Raw genomic sequence first — 18644 nt, forward strand, 5'->3', positions numbered from 1 at the left:
GCATGGATGACGCATCGCTCGCCGTGCCGCTCGGACCCACCGGCCGCCCGTTGCGGCCGTTCCCTGTCCCTCCCGCGCTGAAGGGTCACGGACCCGCGCGCATCATCGCCCTGTGCAACCAGAAGGGCGGCGTCGGCAAGACGACGACGAGCATCAACCTGGGGGCGACCCTGGCCGAGTACGGCCGCAGGGTGCTCGCGATCGACTTCGACCCGCAGGGTGCACTGTCCGCCGGTCTCGGCGCGCAGACCCACGACGTCACCACCATCTACGACCTGCTGCTCTCTCGCTCGAAGGACCCGGCGGAGGCGATCCAGAAGACCGGCGTCCCCGGGCTCGACATCATCCCGGCCAACATCGACCTGTCCGCTGCGGAGGTGCACCTCGTCAACGAGGTCGCGCGCGAGCAGATCCTCGCCAGCGTGCTGCGCAAGGTGAGCGGCGACTACGACGTCATCCTGATCGACTGCCAGCCGTCGCTCGGCATCCTCACGGTGAACGCGCTGACCGCTGCACACGGGGTGCTCATCCCGCTGGAGTGCGAGTACTTCGCGCTGCGCGGTGTCGCCCTGCTGATCGAGACGATCGACAAGGTGCGCGAGCGCCTCAACCCGGCCATCGAGCTGGACGGCATCCTGGCCACCATGTACGACTCTCGCACGCTGCACTCCCGCGAGGTCCTGGAGCGCGTGGTCGACGCGTTCGGCGACCGGGTGCTCGAGACGGTCATCTCGCGCACGGTCAAGTTCCCGGATGCGTCCGTGGCAGCCACCCCGATCACCCAGTTCGCTCCGGAGCACTCCGCGGCCGAGGCGTACCGCCAGCTCGCGAGGGAACTGATCGCGCGTGGTGCCGTCGCCTAGCCCTGCCGGCGAGGAGACCCAGCAGCCGGCGACGTTCCGTGTCGCGCTCGGCGACTTCGAGGGCCCGTTCGATCTGCTGCTGTCGCTTATCACCAAGCACGAGCTCGACATCACCGAGATCTCGCTGAGCCGCGTGACGGACGAGTTCATCGCCTACCTGCGCGCGCTCGACTCCGCGGACAGCCTCGACGAGGCGAGCGAGTTCCTGCTCGTCGCCGCGACGCTGCTCGACCTCAAGGTGGCCGGCCTCCTCCCGCAGGGCGAGCTGGTGGATGCGGAGGACGTCGCCCTGCTGGAGGCCCGCGACCTGCTGTTCGCGCGGCTGCTGCAGTACCGCGCGTTCAAGGAGGCGTCCGCGTGGTTCCAGAGCGGCATGGAGGCGGAGGCGACCAGGCACACGCGCAGCGTCCGCCTGGAGGACAAGTACCGGCAGCGCACACCGGAGCTGGTGTGGACGCTGACCGCGGAGGACTTCGCGGCCATCGCGACGCTCGCGCTCACGCCCAGGGAGATCCCGGTGGTCGGGCTCGACCACCTGCACGCCCCGCTGGTGAGCATCCGGGAGCAGGCGGCGCTCGTGGTCGGGATGCTGCGGTCCGGAGAGACCGTGACGTTCCGGCAGCTGGTGGCCGGCGCCGACCTCAAGGGGGTCGTGATCGCGCGGTTCCTCGCGGTGCTGGAACTGTATCGCCACGCGGCGATCGCGTTCGAGCAGCTCGAACCACTCGGTGAGCTGACGCTCCGCTGGACGGCGGAGCACTGGTCGGAGGAGAATCTGTCGAATTTGGGAGCGGACTATGACGGTTGACGACGTGGACACGGCGACCCAGGACGAGGCACGGCCGGCTCTGCCGGAGGGCGTCGCCATCGAGCGTGCCCTCGAAGCGATCCTGATGGTGGCCGACGAGCCGATGAGCGTCGTCACCCTCGCCACCGCCGTCGGCGCACCCGTCAAGCGCGTCCGGGCAGCAGTGGATGCGCTGGTCGCCGACTTCGACGGAGCGGACGGAGGAACGCGCCGCGGCTTCGAGCTGCGTGAGGTCGGGGGAGGATGGCGCATCTACGTGCGGCCGGAGTTCGACCCCGTCGTCGCCGACTACGTGCTCGCCCAGAACCCCACCAAGCTGTCCCAGGCCGCTCTGGAGACGCTCGCCGTGATCGCGTACAAGCAGCCGATCAGCCGCGGTGCCATCGCCTCCATCCGGGCGGTGAACGTCGACTCGGTCGTCCGCACGCTGCTCGGTCGCGGGCTCATCACCGAGATGTTCACCGACAGCGAGACCGGCGCCATCAACTACGGCACCACGGAGCTCCTGCTCACCCAGCTCGGCATCAACTCGATCGACGAGCTTCCCAAGATCTCCCCGCTGCTGGCGGACGGAACGGATGGATTCGACGGCGATGTCCGCTAAAGACGCGAGAGACTACAGAGACGACAAGAAGACGCACCCGCAGCAGGCGGACGGCAGCCCGGAGGGGGAGCGGCTGCAGAAGGTCATGGCCGCGGCGGGGGTCGCATCCCGCCGGGTCTCCGAAGATCTGATCGCGGCTGGCAGGGTCACCGTGAACGGCGACGTCGTCACCGAGCTCGGCCGCAGGATCGACCCGCTCACCGACCTGGTCGCCGTCGACGGCTCCGCCGTGCAGCTGGACACCTCGCGCCGCTACGTGATGCTGAACAAGCCCGTCGGCGTCGTCAGCTCCATGCGCGACGAGCAGGGACGCCCCGACCTGTCCCGGTTCACCGCCGACTACCCAGAGCGTCTGTTCAACGTGGGGCGGCTAGACGCGGAGACCTCGGGCCTGCTCATCCTCACGAACGACGGGGAGCTCGCGCACGTGCTCGCCCACCCCAGCTTCGGCGTGACCAAGACGTACATCGCGCGCGTGCGCGGCGTCGTCACCCCGCAGACCATCGCGACGCTCACCCGCGGGGTCGAGCTGGAGGACGGCCCCATCGCCGCAGACAAGGCGCGGCTGCTCGAACGCAGCTCGTCCGCGAAGGACAGCCTCGTCGAGCTGACCCTGCACTCCGGCCGCAACCGGATCGTGCGGCGCATGATGGCCGAGGTCGGTCACCCGGTGATCGAGCTGGTCAGGCGCCAGTTCGGACCTCTGCACCTCGGCACGCTCCGGGTGGGCCAGATGCGCGACCTGACTAAGGTGGAACTCGGCCAGCTGCTGACGATCTCCCGCCAGAAAGACACCAAGTGAACGACACCGCCTCCCGGCTCACCGGACCCGTCCGCGTGGTCGGCGCCGGGCTCCTCGGCGCCTCGGTCGGGCTCGGGCTGCGCGCCCGCGGCGTCGACGTGCTGCTCGCCGACGCGTCGCCGGCGCACCTCCGGCTCGCCGCCGACTACGGAGCAGGGCGTCCGGACGACGGCGCGGCCGAGCCGGCGCTGATCGTCGTGGCCGTTCCGCCGGACCTGGTGGCGTCGGTGGTGCTGGCGGAGCTCGCCGCGCATCCGGATGCGGTCGTCACCGATGTGGCGAGCGTGAAGGTCGCCCCGCTGTCCGAGCTGGAGGCGTCCGGGGCCGACCTGTCCCGTTACGTGGGCTCGCATCCACTGGCCGGACGGGAGCGCGGAGGGCCGTCGTCTGCACGCGCCGACCTGTTCGTCGGCCGCCCGTGGGTGGTCTGCGCCCGGCCGGAGAACTACAGGGCAGCCGTCTCCCTCGTGGAGGCGCTGCTGCTCGACCTCGGTGCGACGCCGGTCGAGATGGGAACGACGGAGCACGACGCGGCCGTCGCGCTGGTCTCGCACACCCCGCAGATCGTCGCGAGCCTGATGGCGAAGCGCCTCTCCGGGTCGACGGACGCCGCCCTCGCCCTCGCCGGTCAGGGATTGCGCGACGTCACCCGCATCGCGGGCAGCGAGCCGGAACTCTGGGTGCAGATCCTCGGAGCGAACGCCCCGGCCATCGTGGAGATCCTGCACGCGTACCGCGACGACCTGGACAGGATGCTCGTGGCGCTCGGCGACGTCGACGCCTCCGGGGCCAGGCGCACCATCGCGGAGGAGATCGCGGGCGGAAACGTCGGCGTCTCCCGCCTGCCGGGCAAGCACGGTCAGGACAAGCGGTACACCTCGATCGTCGTCATGGTCGACGACCGCCCAGGCGAGCTGGGCAGGCTGTTCACCGAGCTGGGCGAGATCGGCGTGAACCTGGAAGACCTGCGCCTCGAGCACTCGCCGGGCGCGCAGGTGGGGCTCGCGGAGATCGCCGTGCTGCCCGAGGTGCTGCAGCGCACCATCGACGACCTGACAGCCAGAGGATGGAGGATCGCCGGATGAGCGCGACCGAAGAGCAGCAGAGGCAGCAGAGCCCGACGGTCGTCGCCGTCGACGGCCCGGCGGGGAGCGGCAAGTCGAGCGTCAGCAAGGCGGCAGCGCGCGAGCTCGGATACGCCTACCTCGACACCGGGGCCGCATACCGGGCGCTCAGCTGGTTCGTGGTCGCGAGGAAGCTCGATCCCACCGACTCGGCAGCCGTCGTGGATGCGCTGCCCGACTTCGACTACCGCATCGGCACCGACCCGGACACGTACCACGTGTTCGTCGGCGACCACGACGTGACGGACGCCATCCGGGAGCCGGAGGTGTCCGCCGTCGTCAGCGCCATCGCGCGGGTTCCGGAGGTGCGCACGTTCCTCACCGAGCTGTTCCGGCGCATCATGCGCGGCACGGACAAGCCGGGCATCGTGGTCGAGGGGAGGGACATCACGACGGTGGTGGCCCCGGATGCTCCCGTGCGCATCCTGCTGACTGCCAGCGAAGCCGCTAGAATAGCCAGGCGTTCCGCGGAACTCGTCGGCCACTCCGCCGCCCATGTCGGTGAGCAGCTGCACCGCCGCGACCTGGCTGACTCCCGGGTCGTCGACTTCATGAACGCCGCCGACGGTGTGACCACCGTCGATTCAACCGATCTCGACTTCGAGCAGACCGTGGCCGCGGTCATCGACGTCGTACAGACCGAAATCCGGAAAGGCGCCTGACGCGCATGTCTGACAAAGAACTTGAGGAGCCCCAGGGAGCCGACGACCTCGTCGAGCGTCTCTCCGGGCTCGACGAGGAGCTGGCGACGCAGCGCGCCGCCGCCCTCCGCAGCGGGCTGGACGACTACGAGCTGGACGAGGGCGACCTCGACATCCTCGAGACCGCCAGCGAAGATCCCGACGCGGTCACCTACCTGCCTGCTCTGCCCGTGCTCGCCATCGTCGGCCGCCCCAACGTGGGCAAGTCGGCGCTGGTCAACCGCATCCTGGGCCGCCGCGAAGCCGTCGTGGAGGACACCCCCGGTGTCACCCGCGACCGCGTCTCGTACCAGGCGGAGTGGAACGGCCGCCGGTTCACCATCGTGGACACCGGAGGCTGGGAGCCGGACGCGAAGGGCATCGACGCCTCCGTCGCCGCCCAGGCCGAGGTCGCGATCGACCTAGCGGACGCCGTGCTGTTCGTGGTCGACGCGAACGTGGGCGCCACCGCGACGGACGAGCACGTCGTCCGGATGCTGCGCAAGACCAAGAAGCCCGTCTTCCTCGCCGCCAACAAGGTCGACGACCTCCGCCAGGAGCCGCACGCCACCGAACTATGGTCGCTCGGCCTCGGCGAGCCCCGCCCGGTCTCCGCGCTGCACGGTCGCGGCGTCGCCGACCTGCTCGACGACATCCTGAAGAAGCTGCCCGAGGTCTCCGCCGTCGCCAAGCAGGAGGTCGGCGGTCCGCGTCGTGTCGCGATCGTCGGGCGCCCGAACGTCGGCAAGTCGTCGCTGCTCAACAAGGCGGCGGGCGAAGAGCGCGTCGTCGTCAACGAGCTGGCGGGCACCACCCGCGACCCGGTGGACGAGCAGGTCGAGATCGCCGGCAAGGTGTGGCGCTTCGTCGACACCGCCGGCATCCGCCGTCGCGTGCACCTGCAGCAGGGCGCAGACTTCTACGCCTCGCTGCGCACATCCACCGCGCTGGAGAAGGCGGAGGTCGCCGTCGTCGTACTCGACGTGTCCGAGCCGATCAGCGAGCAGGACGTGCGGATCATCGACCTCGTGCTCGAGTCCGGCCGCGCGCTGGTGCTCGCGTTCAACAAGTGGGATCTGCTCGACGACGACCGCCGCCGCTACCTGGAGCGCGAGATCGAGCAGGACCTCGCCCACGTCTCCTGGGCGCCGCGCGTCAACATCTCCGCGCGCACCGGACGCCACCTGGAGAAGCTGGTCCCCGCCCTGGAGCTCGCGCTCGAGTCGTGGGACACCCGCATCCCGACCGGCAAGTTCAACGCCTTCCTCGCCGAGCTCACGGCGGCGCACCCGCACCCTGTGCGCGGAGGGAAGCAGCCGCGCATCCTGTTCGGCACGCAGGCGTCGAGCCGTCCGCCGACATTCGTGGTGTTCACCACCGGCTTCCTCGACCCCGGCTACCGCCGATACATCATCCGCCGCCTGCGCGAGATTTACGGTTTCGAGGGCACGCCGATCACGCTCAACATGCGCGTGCGCGAGAAGCGCAAGCGCTAAAGCACGTCGCTGACGGCGAAGCGGCCGGCTGCTGCCGCTTCGCCGAGCGCCTCGAAGTCGGCGAGCGACTGGTCGGCGTACGCCATCGACCAGGCCGTCACCGCGCGCGGCAGCGCGTCGCCGCCGCCGATGTACCCGGCGACGAACGCGCTGCTCGGGCTGCGTGAGTGCGCCCGCGAGAGGATCGTCGCGCAGGTGCGGACGTAGTCGTCGAACGGCTCGTCCGGCATGGTCGGGATGTCGAACGACAGGTTCCTGTCCCGGAACTGACGCACGTAGAAGCCGAACCCCTCGAAGTTGACGTACCCGAGGAACGGGTCGGAGACCGCCTGCAGGATGCGCTGGCTCGCCGTGACCCGGTAGCCGTGGTGCGCGGCGAGGGTCGCCCTGTCGATCCCGGCCACGTCGTACTCCGGCACACCGCCGAACTCGTGCAGCACCGACTGGGTCGCCTCCTTGACCTGCAGCACGAGCGGTTCGCCGCGCGGCCCGGTGAGCACCACGATGAAGCACCGCGTCCCGACGCTGCCGACGCCGACCACCCGGCGCGCGATGTCGGTGACGGTGTGCTGGTCGAGCAGCAGCGCGATGTCGGGGGAGACGGTGCGGCTGTACTGCGCGAGCACTTCGCCGACGCTGTCCTCGATCTCCGCGGGGACGTGCGTGAGTCTCGGCGGGTTCTCGACGATCCGGCGGGAACCGTCCTCCGCCAGCTCGGTGATGCGTGAGACGACGTGGGCGGAGGTGCGCTTCTCGGCGGAGGCGACGGCCTTCTTCACCAGCCGCTGCGTCTCCTTCCCGTACTGGCGCCCTCCCCGGATGACCGCCGCCTCGAAGAAGCGCTGCGTCACGTCGAGCCCGAGGGAGGTCCGCAGCCCGTCCCTGTACGCGATCGCGGAGCGCAGCGCAGACTCCTCCGCAGCGGCGTCGGTCGCCCCGCGGCCGCGCGCAGCGATGACGACGCTGGTGACCAGGCGCTTGAGGTCCCACTCCCAGGGCGCGATGGTCGCCTCGTCGAAGTCGTTGAGGTCGAACACCATCCGGCGCTCCGGCGAAGCGAAGATGCCGAAGTTGGCGATGTGCGCGTCGCCGCAGGCCACCACGTTCGCTCCGGATGCAGCCCCGCCGGCCAGGTCGGCGGCCTGCAGCGCCGCGGTTCCCCGGTAGAAGGCGAACGGATCCTGCAGCATCCTTGCCGTGCGCAGCGGCACCAGGTTCGGCAGGCGGCTCGCGTTCTGCTGCTCGAGGATCGCGAGGGGGTCGCGCCGCGCATCCGGGGTGTAGTCGGCGTGCGCCGACCGCGGGATGCGGGCTCTGGCATCCTTGCCGAGCTGGTACTGATCCCGGTCGCTGGCAACCGGTTCGTGGTCGTAACGCAGACGACCCGCGACACTGTCCATGGCGTAACAGTAGCCCCGTGCCTGAAATCTCACCACAACGGGGGGTTTGTACCCCGGCTTGTCCTCACTATTGTGGACAACGAGAGCTACCCGACCGCGCGACCCGAAAGCGCGGGCTCTCTGAGAATCAAGGACGCATACCCGATCATGAGTTCTACAAGTTCATATTCCCCTGCCCGGAAACGCCAGTGGGGCGCAGAGCGCCGCACCGAGCCGCTCCCGACCGTCCACCCGAAGCCCTCGGACCGCAAGGTCACCTGGAGCCGTGTCGCCATCGTCGCGACCGTGCTCTTCTGGGCCATTTACGTCGTCACCACCATCATCCGCCAGTTCCTCGTGCTCGGCACGCAGGACTTCCGGTTCACGATGGAGGCGATCGGCTACCTGATCGTCGTCACCTTCCTGACCTTCTCCGCTCTGATGTACCTGGTCGCCCGCCAGGGTGCGCTGCAGCGGTTCCAGAAGCACGTGCGGGTTCCCCGCGCCGAGCTGGACAGGCACTTCGCCGAGAACCAGCCGTCCATCACGGTCCTGGTGCCCTCGTACGCCGAGGAGCCGGAGGTCGTGCGCATGACGCTGCTCTCCGCCGCCCTGCAGGAGTTCCCGTCGATGCGCGTCGTGCTGCTGCTCGACGACAACCCCAACCCGAAGGATCCAGCCGTCGCGGAGCGGCTGAACGCCACCCGCGCCCTCGGCACGGACATCGCGGCGCTGCTCGCCGAGCCGCGCACCCGCTTCAGCGACGCGCTGCTGCACTACGAGCTGACCGAGACCGGCGCGTTCGCCTCCGAGTCCGACACCCTCGACCTCGCGGCGCACTACACCTGGGCCGCGCAGTGGCTGCACGACCAGGCAGACGCCCACGGCGTCGAGGACCACGTCGACCTGTTCTTCGCCGACCAGGTGCTCCGCGCCCTCGGCGACGAGCTGGTGCTCACCGCGCAGGCCGTCGAGGCCGCCGTCGAGGAGGGCGCGACCCTGTCCTCCGAGCGCGTCGCGCAGCTCTACCGCCGCCTGGCCTGGACGTTCGACGCCGAGCTGGACGTGTTCGAGCGCAAGCAGTGGGCATCCCTGTCCCACGAGGCGAACAAGGCGATGAACCTCAACGCGTACATCGGCCTGATGGGCGGAACCTACCGCGTCGAGGAGACGCCGGACGGCCCCATCCTGACCCCGGTGTCGTCGCGCCGCCCGGGTGACATCGTCATCCCGGACAGCGACTTCCTGCTCACGCTCGACGCGGACTCGATCCTGCTCCGCGAGTACTGCCTCCGCCTCACCTACCTGCTGCAGCAGCCGGACAACGCCCGCGTCGCTGTGACGCAGACGCCGTACTCCTCCTTCCGTGGGGCAGGCACGCGCATCGAGCGCCTCGCCGGTGCGACCACCGACATCCAGCACATCCTGCACCAGGGGATGAGCTTCTACGGCGCCACCTTCTGGGTGGGTGCGAACGCGGTCATCCGCAAGCGCGCCATCGAGGACATCGTGGAGACCGAGTTCGTCGGCGGCTTCGAGGTGCGCCGCTACGTCCAGGACCGCACGGTCATCGAGGACACCGAGTCGAGCATCGACCTCGGCACCCACGGCTGGACGCTCGTGAACTACCCGGAGCGCCTCAGCTACTCCGCCACCCCGCCCGACTTCGGGTCGCTCATCGTGCAGCGCCGCCGCTGGGCGAACGGCGGACTCCTCATCCTGCCGAAGCTGTGGCGTCAGCTGCGCGAGCGCAAGCGCCGCGGCGAGGTCATCTCGCGCACGGAGCTGCTGCTGCGCGTGAACTACATGGCGTCGATCGCCTGGGCCAGCTTCGGCCTGATCTTCCTGCTGGCGTACCCGTACGACGGCCGCCTGCTCAGCCCCGTCGTGCTGCTCGCCGCACTGCCGTACTTCATCGCGATGGCCAGCGACCTGCGCTACGCCGGATACAAGGCCACCGATGTGCTCCGCATCTACGGGTTCAACCTGATCCTGCTGCCGGTGAACCTGGCCGGCGTCCTCAAGTCGCTCCAGCAGTCGCTGACCGGCAAGAAGATCCCGTTCGTCCGCACCCCGAAGGTCAAGAACCGCACGGCATCTCCGCTGCTCTACGTCATCACGCCGTTCCTGATCGTCGCATTCTCGGCCTTCACCCTGTGGCGTGATGTGAACGCGCAGAACTGGGGCAACGCCGCGTTCGCCGCCTTCAACGCGACCCTCGCCATCTGGGCGATCGTCAGCTACATCGGTGTCGGCAACGCGATCGTCGACATCTGGCTCGGCCTCACCAAGCCGCTGTACGTGGAGCGGAACCGCAAGGCGGCAGCGACGTCGACGGCCCCCGCCGCCGACGTGATCGACTGGCGCTCCGTGCTCTACCACGGCCACACCGGCGGCGACCTGCCGCACGTGGAGCGCATCGCCCTCCCGGCCGCCGAGACCGAGAAGCAGGCCGCCTGATGGGGAGGAAGAACACGCCGAAGACCCAGGCTCCTGCCGAGCAGGCTCCGGATGCGCAGTCCCCGTCGGCCGGACACGACGACGGCGGCCGCCGCCTCTCGCCCCTCCGGGTGGTCGGCGCAGCGCTCGTCGCCGCCGTCGTCGTCAGCGTCGGTGTCGTCGGGTTCCAGTGGTGGAGTGCGAAGGCCGCCGTGGAGGCGCAGCCCTGGTTCGCGTCGTACGTCGACGTGACCGCCACCCCGCGGTTCGCGTTCGAGAACCTCGGCAGCACGAAGAACAAGGACGCCGTCCTCTCGTTCGTCGTGGCCGACTCCTCCTCGGCATGCACCCCGTCGTGGGGCAACGCGTACACGCTCGACCAGGCGCGCGGCTCCCTCGACCTCGATCGCCGCATCGCCAGGCTGCAGCAGCAGGGCGGGACCGTCGCCGTGTCGTTCGGCGGCCAGCTGAACGACGAGCTCGCCGTGGCCTGCACCGACGCCACCAAGCTGAAGGCCGCGTACGCCGCGGTCATCGACCGCTACAAGATCGGCACGATCGACCTCGACCTGGAGGGCGACGGCCTGGCGGACTCCGATGCGAACGCGCGCCGCGCATCCACCATCGCCGCCCTGCAGAAGGAGCGCAGGGCCGAGGGCAAGAGCCTCGCCGTCTGGCTGACGCTGCCCGCCTCTCCGGCCGGGCTCACCAGCCAGGGCACGGACGCGGTCGCCGCCATGCTCAAGGCCAAGGTCGACATCGCGGGCGTCAACGCCATGACGATGGACTTCGGCGACGCCAAGAAGGCCAAGCAGTCGATGTCCGACGCCGCTCAGGATGCGGTCACCGCCACCCAGCGCCAGCTCGGCATCCTCTACGACCGCGCCAAACTGCACCAGTCGGACCCGAGCCTGTGGTCGAAGGTCGGCGCCACCCCGATGATCGGCCAGAACGACGTCGAGAAGGAGGTCTTCTCGCTCGCGGACGCCAAGTCGTTCAACGCGTGGGCCGTCTCCACGGGCGTCGGCCGGATGTCGATGTGGTCGGCGAACCGCGACAAGACCTGCGGGTCGAACTACGTGGACACCACCGTCGTCTCGGACGCGTGCAGCGGCGTGAAGCAGGGCAAGCAGACCTTCGCCGGGCTGCTGTCCAAGGGATTCGACGGGCACATCTCGCTCGGCGAGGCTGCCGTCACCACGCCGGAGCCGGTCTCGACCGCCGCCAAGGACGACCCCGCCACCTCGCCGTACGCGATCTGGACCACGTCCCACTCGTACCTCAAGGGCACCAAGGTGGTCTGGCACCACAACGTCTACGTCGCCAAGTGGTGGACGAAGGGCGACATGCCGGACGACCCCGTGCTGAACGCGTGGGAGACGCCGTGGGAGCTGGTGGGCCCCGTGCTGCCGGGCGAGACGCCCATCCCGCAGCCCACCGTCCCCGCCGGCACGTACCCGGAGTGGACGGGCACCGCGCAGTTCGACAAGGGCGCCCGCGTGCTCTTCGACGGCGTGCCGTTCGAGGCCAAGTGGTGGACCCAGGGCGACAGCCCGGAGGCCGCCAGCGCCAACCCGGACGCGTCCCCGTGGGCTCCGCTCACGCAGGACGAGATCGACACGATTCTGGGCGGCGGCACCGCCGCCCAGTGAGACTCGGCGGCGGGATGCAGATTCCCCCCTGAACGCATCCCGTCGCCGACCAGACCCGGACTCCCGCTGCGGGGCGGAGAGTTCTGGGCATCCAGTGGATGCGGCACACTGTCGGGTCGCATCCACTGGCGCGTCGTGCCGGCGAGCACCGGGCGGACTTTCGGGTAGCGAGCCCGGGAGTGTTCGCCGGCACGTTCGCATACCGCCTGTGAGTATCGTTGAGTCGACAAGGAGGGTGACGTGACGCGTGTGACGATCGCCGGGCTGGCGGCCCAGCTGAAGCTCTCCAAGGCGTCGGTCTCCTACGCGCTCAACGGCCAGCCGGGCGTCAGCGAAGAGACCCGCAGGAGGGTGCTCGACCTCGCGGCCGACCTCGGCTGGCACCCGAGCGCGAGCGCCCGCGCCCTGTCGCGCTCCCGCACGGACGCGATCGGCATCGTGCTGCGCCGCGACCCGAGCCTGCTCGGCACGGAGCCGTTCTACATGAGCCTGCTCGCCGGCGTCGAGAGCGTGCTCGCGGAGACCGACCAGGCGCTCATGCTCCGGATGGTCGGCACCGGCGTCGGTCAGGACCTCGAGACCTACCGGCGCTGGAGCGCCCAGGGCAGGGTCGACGGCGTGATGCTGTTCGACATCGGGGTCAACGACCCGCGGCCGGCCCTCCTCGACCAGCTCGGCCTCGACTACGTGATGCACGGCAACCGCGACGACATCGCGCCCGGTCACGTGCTCGTCTACGACCCGCCGGCCGAGTCGGCGCTCATCGTCGGGCACCTGGCGCGGCTCGGCCACCGCACGGTGCTGCACGTCACCGGTCCGCGGGAGTTCGAGCACGAGGGCGACAGGGCGACCTCCATCGAGGTCGAGGCGTTCGCGCGCGGCATCGGGACGGTGTTCGCCGAGTCGGACTACTCGTCGGAGGCGGGGGAGCGGCTCGTCGTCGAGCACCTGGCCGCGGACCCGGGCATTACCGCGGTCGTCACCTCGAACGACGTGCTCGCGCTCGGAGCAGCCGCCGCCTTCGGCAGGCTCGGGCGCGACGACGTCGCCCTGGTCAGCTGGGACGACTCCTTCATGTGCCGCCTGGGCTCCCGCCCGATCACCGCGCTCGCGCGGTTCCCGGAGGAGCAGGGCAGGCGCGCCACCCGGATGCTGCTGGATGCGCTGGCCGGCATGCCCTCCGAGGTGACCGCCGCGAAGCCGAGCGAGCTCGTCGTCCGGGCCACGAGCATCCCCGCCCGATAGCGGACGGCAGTCGATGCCGAATCGGTTTCTTGGCCCCCTTGACAACTGAACCGGTTCAGTTAGCGTATAACTCGTGGTGTGTGCGCCACGACCAAGAGACAAGGGAGTCACTATGAAGAAACGCGCCATCCTCGCGGGTGCCATCGCTGCCGCGGTCGCGCTCGTCGCAGCAGGTTGCAGCAGCTCGGGATCGGGTAGCTCGGCCAGCGGATCCACCATCACATACTGGGCCAGCAACCAGGGCACCAGCCTCGACAACGACAAGCAGGTCCTCACCCCGGTGCTCGACACCTTCACCAAGAAGACCGGCATCAAGGTCAAGCTGGAAGTGATCGGCTGGAACGACCTGCAGACCCGCATCCAGACCGCCGTCACCAGCGGCCAGGGCCCCGACGTGCTGAACATCGGCAACACCTGGGCGGCATCGCTGCAGGCCACCGGCGCGTTCATGCCGTTCGACTCCGCCAACATGAAGGCCATCGGCGGCTCCGACAAGTTCGTCAAGACGGCGCTCGAGACGGGTGGTGCGCCGGGCAAGGACGTCACCAGCGTCCCGCTCTACGGCCTCGCATACGGGCTGTACTACAACAAGTCGATGTTCACCGCAGCCGGCGTCCAGCCGCCGACCAACTGGGAAGACCTCGTCGCCGACGCCAAGAAGCTGACGAATGGCACGACGTACGGCTTCTCCCTCGCGGCGGGCAGCTACACCGAGAACGCGCACTTCGCCTTCATCAACGCCGCGCAGAACGGCGCGGAGTTCTTCGACTCCAAGGGCAACCCCACCTTCACGTCGAGCGGGGCGGTCGACGGCATCAAGCGCTATCTCGACCTGATGCAGACCGACAAGGTCGTCAACACCTCGAACGCCCAGTACGACAACGGCGTGCAGGCGGTGAACGACTTCGCGACGGGCAAGGTCGCGATGATCCTCAGCCAGAACAACGCAGACTCGTCGATCAACGCCAACGGCATGAAGACCGACGCGTACGGCGTCGTCCCGTTCCCTGCACCTCAGGGCGGCAAGCCGGTCGCCAGCCACGTCGCCGGCATCAACCTGTCGATCATGAAGAACACCAAGAACAAGGATGCGGCGCTCCAGTTCGTCAAGTACATGACGAGCGAGGAGACCCAGACCACGCTGGGCAAGCCGTACGCCACCCTCCCCGTGCTCAACGGGGCGAAGGCCAACTTCACCGACAACGCTGAAGAGGCCGCGACCTTCCAGAAGATCTACAACACCATGTCGAAGCCGCTGCCGCTCGTCCCGGCGGAGGACCAGTTCGAGAACACGGTCGGCAAGGCCATGAACGACATGTTCGCGAAGATCGCCACAGGAGGCACCGTCTCCGACAGCGACATCAAGGCAGCGCTGCAGTCGGCGCAAGACCAGGTGAAGCAGTCCATCGGCGGCTAGTACCACCGGCGCCAGGTGCGGGATGCGCGTGCAGCACACCGCGCATCCCGTGCCTGGCAGCACCCCCAAGCACTCCATGACCACCTCCTGACCAGACAGAGGTCACCATGTCGACGACGACACTCAGCACCGCCACCGCAGCCCCAGCGCCGGCCCCTCCGCGCAAGCGCAAGAAGAGGAACAAGGGGTGGTGGATCCCTCTCGCCCTGCTCGCGCCCGCCATCATCTTCGAGATCCTGATCCACGTCATCCCGATGCTCACGGGCATCTGGATCAGCTTCGTGCAGCTCACGAAGTTCTACATCGCCAACTGGTCGGAGGCGCCGTTCGTCGGCTTCAAGAACTACGCCGTCGCCCTCGACTTCAACGGCTCCGTCGGCGCGGCGCTGCTGCAGTCGTTCCTGATCACCTGCGCGTTCACGATCCTGGTGGTCGGCATCTCCTGGTCGCTCGGGATGTCCGCCGCGGTCGCCCTGCAGCGCAAGTTCTGGGGCCGCGGCTTCTTCCGCACCCTGTTCCTGGTGCCGTACGCGCTGCCGATGTACGCGGGCATCATCGCCTGGAAGTTCATGCTGCAGAAGGACACGGGAGCGGTGAACCACTTCCTGTTCGACAACCTCGGGCTGCCGGGGGACAAGCCATTTTGGCTGATCGGCGGCAACGCATTCTGGTCGATCGTGGTCGTGGCGATCTGGCGCCTGTGGCCGTTCGCCTTCCTGATGCTGATGGCCGGGCTGCAATCCATCCCGGAGGAGGTCTATGAGGCCTCTGCCGTCGACGGCGCGAAGCCGTTCCGGCAGTGGGGTGCGATCACTCTGCCGATGCTCCGGCCGGTCAACACGGTGCTGTTGCTGGTGATGTTCTTATGGACGTTCAACGACTTCAACACCCCGTTCGTGCTCTTCGGCAACGCCCAGCCGGCGGCCGGCGACCTGATCTCCTTCCACATCTACAACGCGTCGTTCCTCACCTGGAACTTCGGCTCCGGCGCCGCGATGAGCGTCCTGCTGCTGATCTTCCTGCTGATCGTGACGGGTGCGTACCTGCTCGTGCTGAACCGGAGGTCCCGTCGTGCGTGACACAGCATCCTCGAAAGTCTTCCGCTGGGTGGTCCTGGTCATCCTGACCGTGTTCACCGCCGTCCCCATCTACGTGATGATCACGTCGTCGATGAAGTCGCTGCCGGATGTGCAGGGCGCCTTCACCTGGTGGCCGACCGAGATCACGTTCCAGCCGTTCATCGACATGTGGTCGACCGTCCCGCTGGCGTCGTACTTCGTGAACAGCCTGATCGTGGCCGGTTCGGCGACCATCCTGAGCCTGGTGATCGCGGTGTTCGCGGCGTACGCCGTCTCCCGCTACCGGTTCAAGGGCCGCAGCGTCTTCACGACCACCGTGCTGTCCACGCAGATGTTCCCCGGCGTGCTGTTCCTGCTGCCGCTGTTCCTCATCTTCGTGAACATCAACCAGGCCGTGGGCATCCAGCTGGTCGGCACCCGGTTCGGTCTCGTGATCACGTACCTGACGTTCGCGCTCCCGTTCTCGATCTGGATGCTCGCCGGCTACTTCGACGGCATCCCGCGCGACCTGGACGAGGCGGCGATGGTCGACGGCAGCGGCCCGATGGGCGCGCTCTGGCACGTCGTGCTGCCCGCTGCCCGCCCCGGCCTGATCGCCGTCGCCATCTACTCGTTCATGACGAGTTGGGGCGAGGTGCTGTTCGCCTCGGTGATGACGACGGACGAGAACAGAACGCTCGCGGTCGGTTTGCAGCTGTATTCGACGCAGACGAACGTCTACTGGAACCAGATCATGGCCGCGTCGCTCGTGGTGAGCATCCCGGTGGTGGTGGCGTTCCTGCTGCTGCAGCGCTCGTTCGTGGCCGGGCTGACGGCGGGTGCCGTGAAGTAGCCGCACCGCTCTCTGCTCGCCTGTCGCTCTTCGCTCTTCTCTCGTCGTTTCGGAAGGAATCATGGAACGCCATTCCCCCCTGCTCGCCGTCGACGGCGCCCCGGCCATCTGGCTCGGTGCCAACTTCTGGTCCCGGTCGGGCGGCCCGCTGATGTGGACGCGCTACGACCACGACGTCGTGCGCTCCGAGCTGGCCGTCCTGGCCGAGCACGGCCTCACCATGACGCGCTCGTTCTTCTACTGGCCGGACTTCCACCCCACGCCGGACACGCTCGACGAGCAGTGCATCGCCAACTTCCACGACTTCCTCGACGCGCACGTGGATGCGGGCATGACGACGGTGCCCACCTTCCTGGTCGGCCACATGTCCGGCGAGAACTGGGATCCGGCCTGGCGGGACGGCCGCGACCTGTACAGCGACATCTGGTTCGTCGGACGCCAGGCCTGGTACGTCCGCGAACTGACCGCCCGCTTCGCCGAGCATCCCGCTGTCGCCGGCTGGCTGCTCACCAACGAGGTCCCGATCTACGGGGGAGAGGCGCCGCGCCCGATCGTGGATGCGTGGGCGTCGCTCCTGGTGGATGCGGTGCGCGCGGGCGGGGGCACGCAGCCGGTCTCGGTCGGCGACGGCGCCTGGGGCATCGAGACCACCGGCCACGACAACGGCTTCTCCACCACCGACCTCGCCGCCTTCACGGATTTCGTCGGCCCGCACGTCTACCGGATGGAGTCCGACCAGACCAGGCAGCACCTCAAAGCCGCGTACATCGCGGAGCTCTGCCACATCGCCGGCCTCCCGGTGATCATGGAGGAGTTCGGCGTCACAAGCGACTTCGTCTCCCCATCCGGTGCTGCGTCGTACTACCGCCAGCTGCTCTACAACACTCTGCTGGCGGGCGCGACGGGCTGGATCGCCTGGAACAACACCGACTACGACGACCTGATCGCCCAGCGCCCGTACTCCCACCACCCGTTCGAGATGCACTTCGGCATCACCGACTCGACCGGAGCCCCGAAGCCGCCCCTGCTGGAGCTGGCCGGTTTCGCCGCCGACCTCGCCGCCATCGACCTCGCCTCCGTCACGCGCTCCCCGGTGGATGCGGCGATCGTCGTCCCCTCGCACCTCGCCGCCGACTACCCCTTCACCCAGGAGGCGGAGCGCGCGCTCATCGTGGCGGCGGGGGAGCAGGCATACGTCGCCGCCCACGAGGCCCACGTCCCGGTCGCCGTGGTGCGCGAGGCGGAGGACGGCGGCATCCCGTCGGGCTACGGCCTGTACCTGCTGCCGAGCGTGAAGCAGCTCTGCGGCCCCACCTGGAAGCAGCTGATCGCGCTCGCCTCCGAGGGTGCCACCGTCTACGCCTCATACTGCGCGGGCGACATCGGCGTGCAGCGCGGCCCGTGGTGGGCATACACGGAAGAGCTCTTCGGCGTGCAGCGCGACTCCGCATACGGCCTTGTCTCCCCGGTCGCCGACGACACCGTGACGGTCCGCTTCCTCACGTCGTTCGGCAGCCTCGCCGAGGGCACGGTCCTCTCGTTCGCCGCCGCCGGCAACGCCCACTCCCGCTCCTTCCTCCCGGTCACGCCGACCACAGGAACGGTGATCGCAGTGGATGCGCACGACCGCCCGGTCATCGTCTCCCAGCCCCACGGCTCCGGCCGCGCGATCCTCTCCACCTACCCCCTGGAGTACTTCGCCTCCGAACTCCCCGCCGTGAACCCCGAAGACACCTGGCGCCTCTACGACGCCCTCGCCGACGTGGCCGACGTCGAACGCGACATCCGCCTCTCCGACCCCGAGGTCTTCACCGACACCCTCGTCCACACCGACGGCCGCCGCTTCGTCTTCTTCATCTCCCAGCACCCCACCGAGGTGACGGTGACCCCCCAGGTTGCGGGAACCCTCCACACCCTGACGGGCTCTGCTTCGCCCACGGTGACGCTCGCCCCCTACGGTGTCGAGGTGCGCCAGCTGGTCTTCGAGTAGGTGGCACGGGCACCCGCCGGGACACGCTAGTATGGACAAGTTGCTTTGGGGCTCCACCCTCAAAGCGACTTCGGGCTGTGGCGCAGCTTGGTAGCGCACTTGACTGGGGGTCAAGGGGTCGCAGGTTCAAATCCTGTCAGCCCGACGTAACGATAAATGGAGAGTGGCCGCTCCCACCGCGAGCGGCCACCCTCCACCTCTCGTTGTTCGCTGATGTTCACTGGAGTCCCCCCC

At 68.8% G+C, this 18644-nt stretch carries 15 protein-coding genes and 1 tRNA gene; 15 read left to right on the forward strand and 1 reads right to left on the reverse strand.

Going from position 1 to position 18644, the window contains the following annotated elements:
* Nucleotides 1-2 precede the first annotated feature (2 nt).
* Genes AC1ROC_RS12070 through der form a run of 7 tightly spaced genes read left to right on the forward strand, consistent with a single transcriptional unit; the run spans nt 3 to nt 6377 of the window.
* The gene (locus AC1ROC_RS12070; protein WP_168690790.1) at nt 3-863 is read left to right on the forward strand and encodes a ParA family protein; all 861 of its coding nucleotides are present in this window, start codon (nt 3-5) and stop codon (nt 861-863) included.
* A complete protein-coding gene (locus AC1ROC_RS12075; protein WP_085370023.1) occupies nt 847-1671 on the forward strand; it encodes a segregation and condensation protein A in 825 nt (274 codons plus the stop codon). The genes AC1ROC_RS12070 and AC1ROC_RS12075 overlap by 17 nt, the downstream gene beginning before the upstream one ends.
* Nucleotides 1661-2275 carry an SMC-Scp complex subunit ScpB gene (scpB, locus tag AC1ROC_RS12080; protein WP_085370024.1) on the forward strand — a complete coding sequence of 205 codons (615 nt, stop codon included), beginning with the start codon at nt 1661-1663 and terminating at the stop codon, nt 2273-2275. Before AC1ROC_RS12075 ends, scpB begins: the two co-directional genes overlap by 11 nt.
* Entirely contained in the window at nt 2265-3077 is an 813-nt protein-coding gene (locus AC1ROC_RS12085) for a pseudouridine synthase (RefSeq protein ID WP_168688949.1), read from the forward strand. The genes scpB and AC1ROC_RS12085 overlap by 11 nt, the downstream gene beginning before the upstream one ends.
* A complete protein-coding gene (locus tag AC1ROC_RS12090; protein ID WP_493000377.1) occupies nt 3074-4162 on the forward strand; it encodes a prephenate dehydrogenase in 1089 nt (362 codons plus the stop codon). The genes AC1ROC_RS12085 and AC1ROC_RS12090 overlap by 4 nt, the downstream gene beginning before the upstream one ends.
* A complete protein-coding gene (gene cmk / locus AC1ROC_RS12095; protein ID WP_493000379.1) occupies nt 4159-4863 on the forward strand; it encodes a (d)CMP kinase in 705 nt (234 codons plus the stop codon). The genes AC1ROC_RS12090 and cmk overlap by 4 nt, the downstream gene beginning before the upstream one ends.
* A gap of 5 nt (nt 4864-4868) precedes the next feature.
* Nucleotides 4869-6377, forward strand: coding sequence for a ribosome biogenesis GTPase Der (gene der / locus AC1ROC_RS12100; protein WP_493000381.1), 1509 nt, complete (start codon nt 4869-4871; stop codon nt 6375-6377).
* Here der and AC1ROC_RS12105 read toward each other — a convergent pair.
* Entirely contained in the window at nt 6374-7777 is a 1404-nt protein-coding gene (locus AC1ROC_RS12105) for a DUF2252 domain-containing protein (protein WP_493000383.1), read from the reverse strand. The two genes, der and AC1ROC_RS12105, sit on opposite strands and share 4 nt — an antisense overlap.
* A 147-nt stretch (nt 7778-7924) precedes the next feature.
* Here AC1ROC_RS12105 and AC1ROC_RS12110 point away from each other — a divergent pair, with 147 nt between their 5' ends.
* The 8 genes from AC1ROC_RS12110 (at nt 7925) to AC1ROC_RS12145 (ending at nt 18555) form a co-directional block, all read left to right on the forward strand.
* Entirely contained in the window at nt 7925-10216 is a 2292-nt protein-coding gene (locus AC1ROC_RS12110; protein WP_493000385.1) for a glycosyltransferase family 2 protein, read from the forward strand.
* The gene (locus tag AC1ROC_RS12115; protein ID WP_493000387.1) at nt 10216-11847 is read left to right on the forward strand and encodes a chitinase; all 1632 of its coding nucleotides are present in this window, start codon (nt 10216-10218) and stop codon (nt 11845-11847) included. The genes AC1ROC_RS12110 and AC1ROC_RS12115 overlap by 1 nt, the downstream gene beginning before the upstream one ends.
* Before the next feature lie 240 nt (nt 11848-12087).
* On the forward strand, nt 12088-13092 hold the full coding sequence (locus AC1ROC_RS12120) for a LacI family DNA-binding transcriptional regulator (protein WP_493000389.1): 1005 nt from the start codon (nt 12088-12090) through the stop codon (nt 13090-13092).
* Between the two features lie 112 nt (nt 13093-13204).
* Complete coding sequence (locus AC1ROC_RS12125; protein ID WP_493000391.1) at nt 13205-14509, forward strand: ABC transporter substrate-binding protein; 1305 nt, start codon at nt 13205-13207, stop codon at nt 14507-14509.
* Between the two features lie 107 nt (nt 14510-14616).
* Nucleotides 14617-15588: a carbohydrate ABC transporter permease gene (locus AC1ROC_RS12130; protein ID WP_085370033.1), complete on the forward strand. Its 972-nt coding sequence runs from the start codon at nt 14617-14619 to the stop codon at nt 15586-15588.
* Nucleotides 15581-16420, forward strand: a complete 840-nt coding sequence (locus tag AC1ROC_RS12135) for a carbohydrate ABC transporter permease (protein ID WP_085370034.1) — start codon at nt 15581-15583, stop codon at nt 16418-16420. The genes AC1ROC_RS12130 and AC1ROC_RS12135 overlap by 8 nt, the downstream gene beginning before the upstream one ends.
* A 61-nt stretch (nt 16421-16481) precedes the next feature.
* Nucleotides 16482-18410, forward strand: a complete 1929-nt coding sequence (locus AC1ROC_RS12140) for a cellulase family glycosylhydrolase (RefSeq protein ID WP_493000394.1) — start codon at nt 16482-16484, stop codon at nt 18408-18410.
* Nucleotides 18411-18481: 71 nt separating this feature from the next.
* A tRNA-Pro gene (locus AC1ROC_RS12145) sits at nt 18482-18555 on the forward strand.
* Nucleotides 18556-18644: the final 89 nt, after the last annotated feature.

It is taken from the genome of Leifsonia sp. GW821-FHT13C05 (genome assembly GCF_058806515.1).

Excerpts from the sequence above, each read along its gene's own strand:
- AC1ROC_RS12070 (WP_168690790.1), top strand. The coding sequence starts at position 3 with ATGGATGACGCATCGCTCGCCGTGCCGCTCGGACCCACCGGCCGCCCG.
- scpB (WP_085370024.1), top strand. The coding sequence starts at position 1,661 with ATGACGGTTGACGACGTGGACACGGCGACCCAGGACGAGGCACGGCCG.
- AC1ROC_RS12085 (WP_168688949.1), top strand. The coding sequence starts at position 2,265 with ATGTCCGCTAAAGACGCGAGAGACTACAGAGACGACAAGAAGACGCAC.
- cmk (WP_493000379.1), top strand. The coding sequence starts at position 4,159 with ATGAGCGCGACCGAAGAGCAGCAGAGGCAGCAGAGCCCGACGGTCGTC.
- der (WP_493000381.1), top strand. The coding sequence starts at position 4,869 with ATGTCTGACAAAGAACTTGAGGAGCCCCAGGGAGCCGACGACCTCGTC.
- AC1ROC_RS12105 (WP_493000383.1), bottom strand. The coding sequence starts at position 7,777 with ATGGACAGTGTCGCGGGTCGTCTGCGTTACGACCACGAACCGGTTGCC.
- AC1ROC_RS12110 (WP_493000385.1), top strand. The coding sequence starts at position 7,925 with ATGAGTTCTACAAGTTCATATTCCCCTGCCCGGAAACGCCAGTGGGGC.
- AC1ROC_RS12115 (WP_493000387.1), top strand. The coding sequence starts at position 10,216 with ATGGGGAGGAAGAACACGCCGAAGACCCAGGCTCCTGCCGAGCAGGCT.
- AC1ROC_RS12125 (WP_493000391.1), top strand. The coding sequence starts at position 13,205 with ATGAAGAAACGCGCCATCCTCGCGGGTGCCATCGCTGCCGCGGTCGCG.
- AC1ROC_RS12130 (WP_085370033.1), top strand. The coding sequence starts at position 14,617 with ATGTCGACGACGACACTCAGCACCGCCACCGCAGCCCCAGCGCCGGCC.
- AC1ROC_RS12140 (WP_493000394.1), top strand. The coding sequence starts at position 16,482 with ATGGAACGCCATTCCCCCCTGCTCGCCGTCGACGGCGCCCCGGCCATC.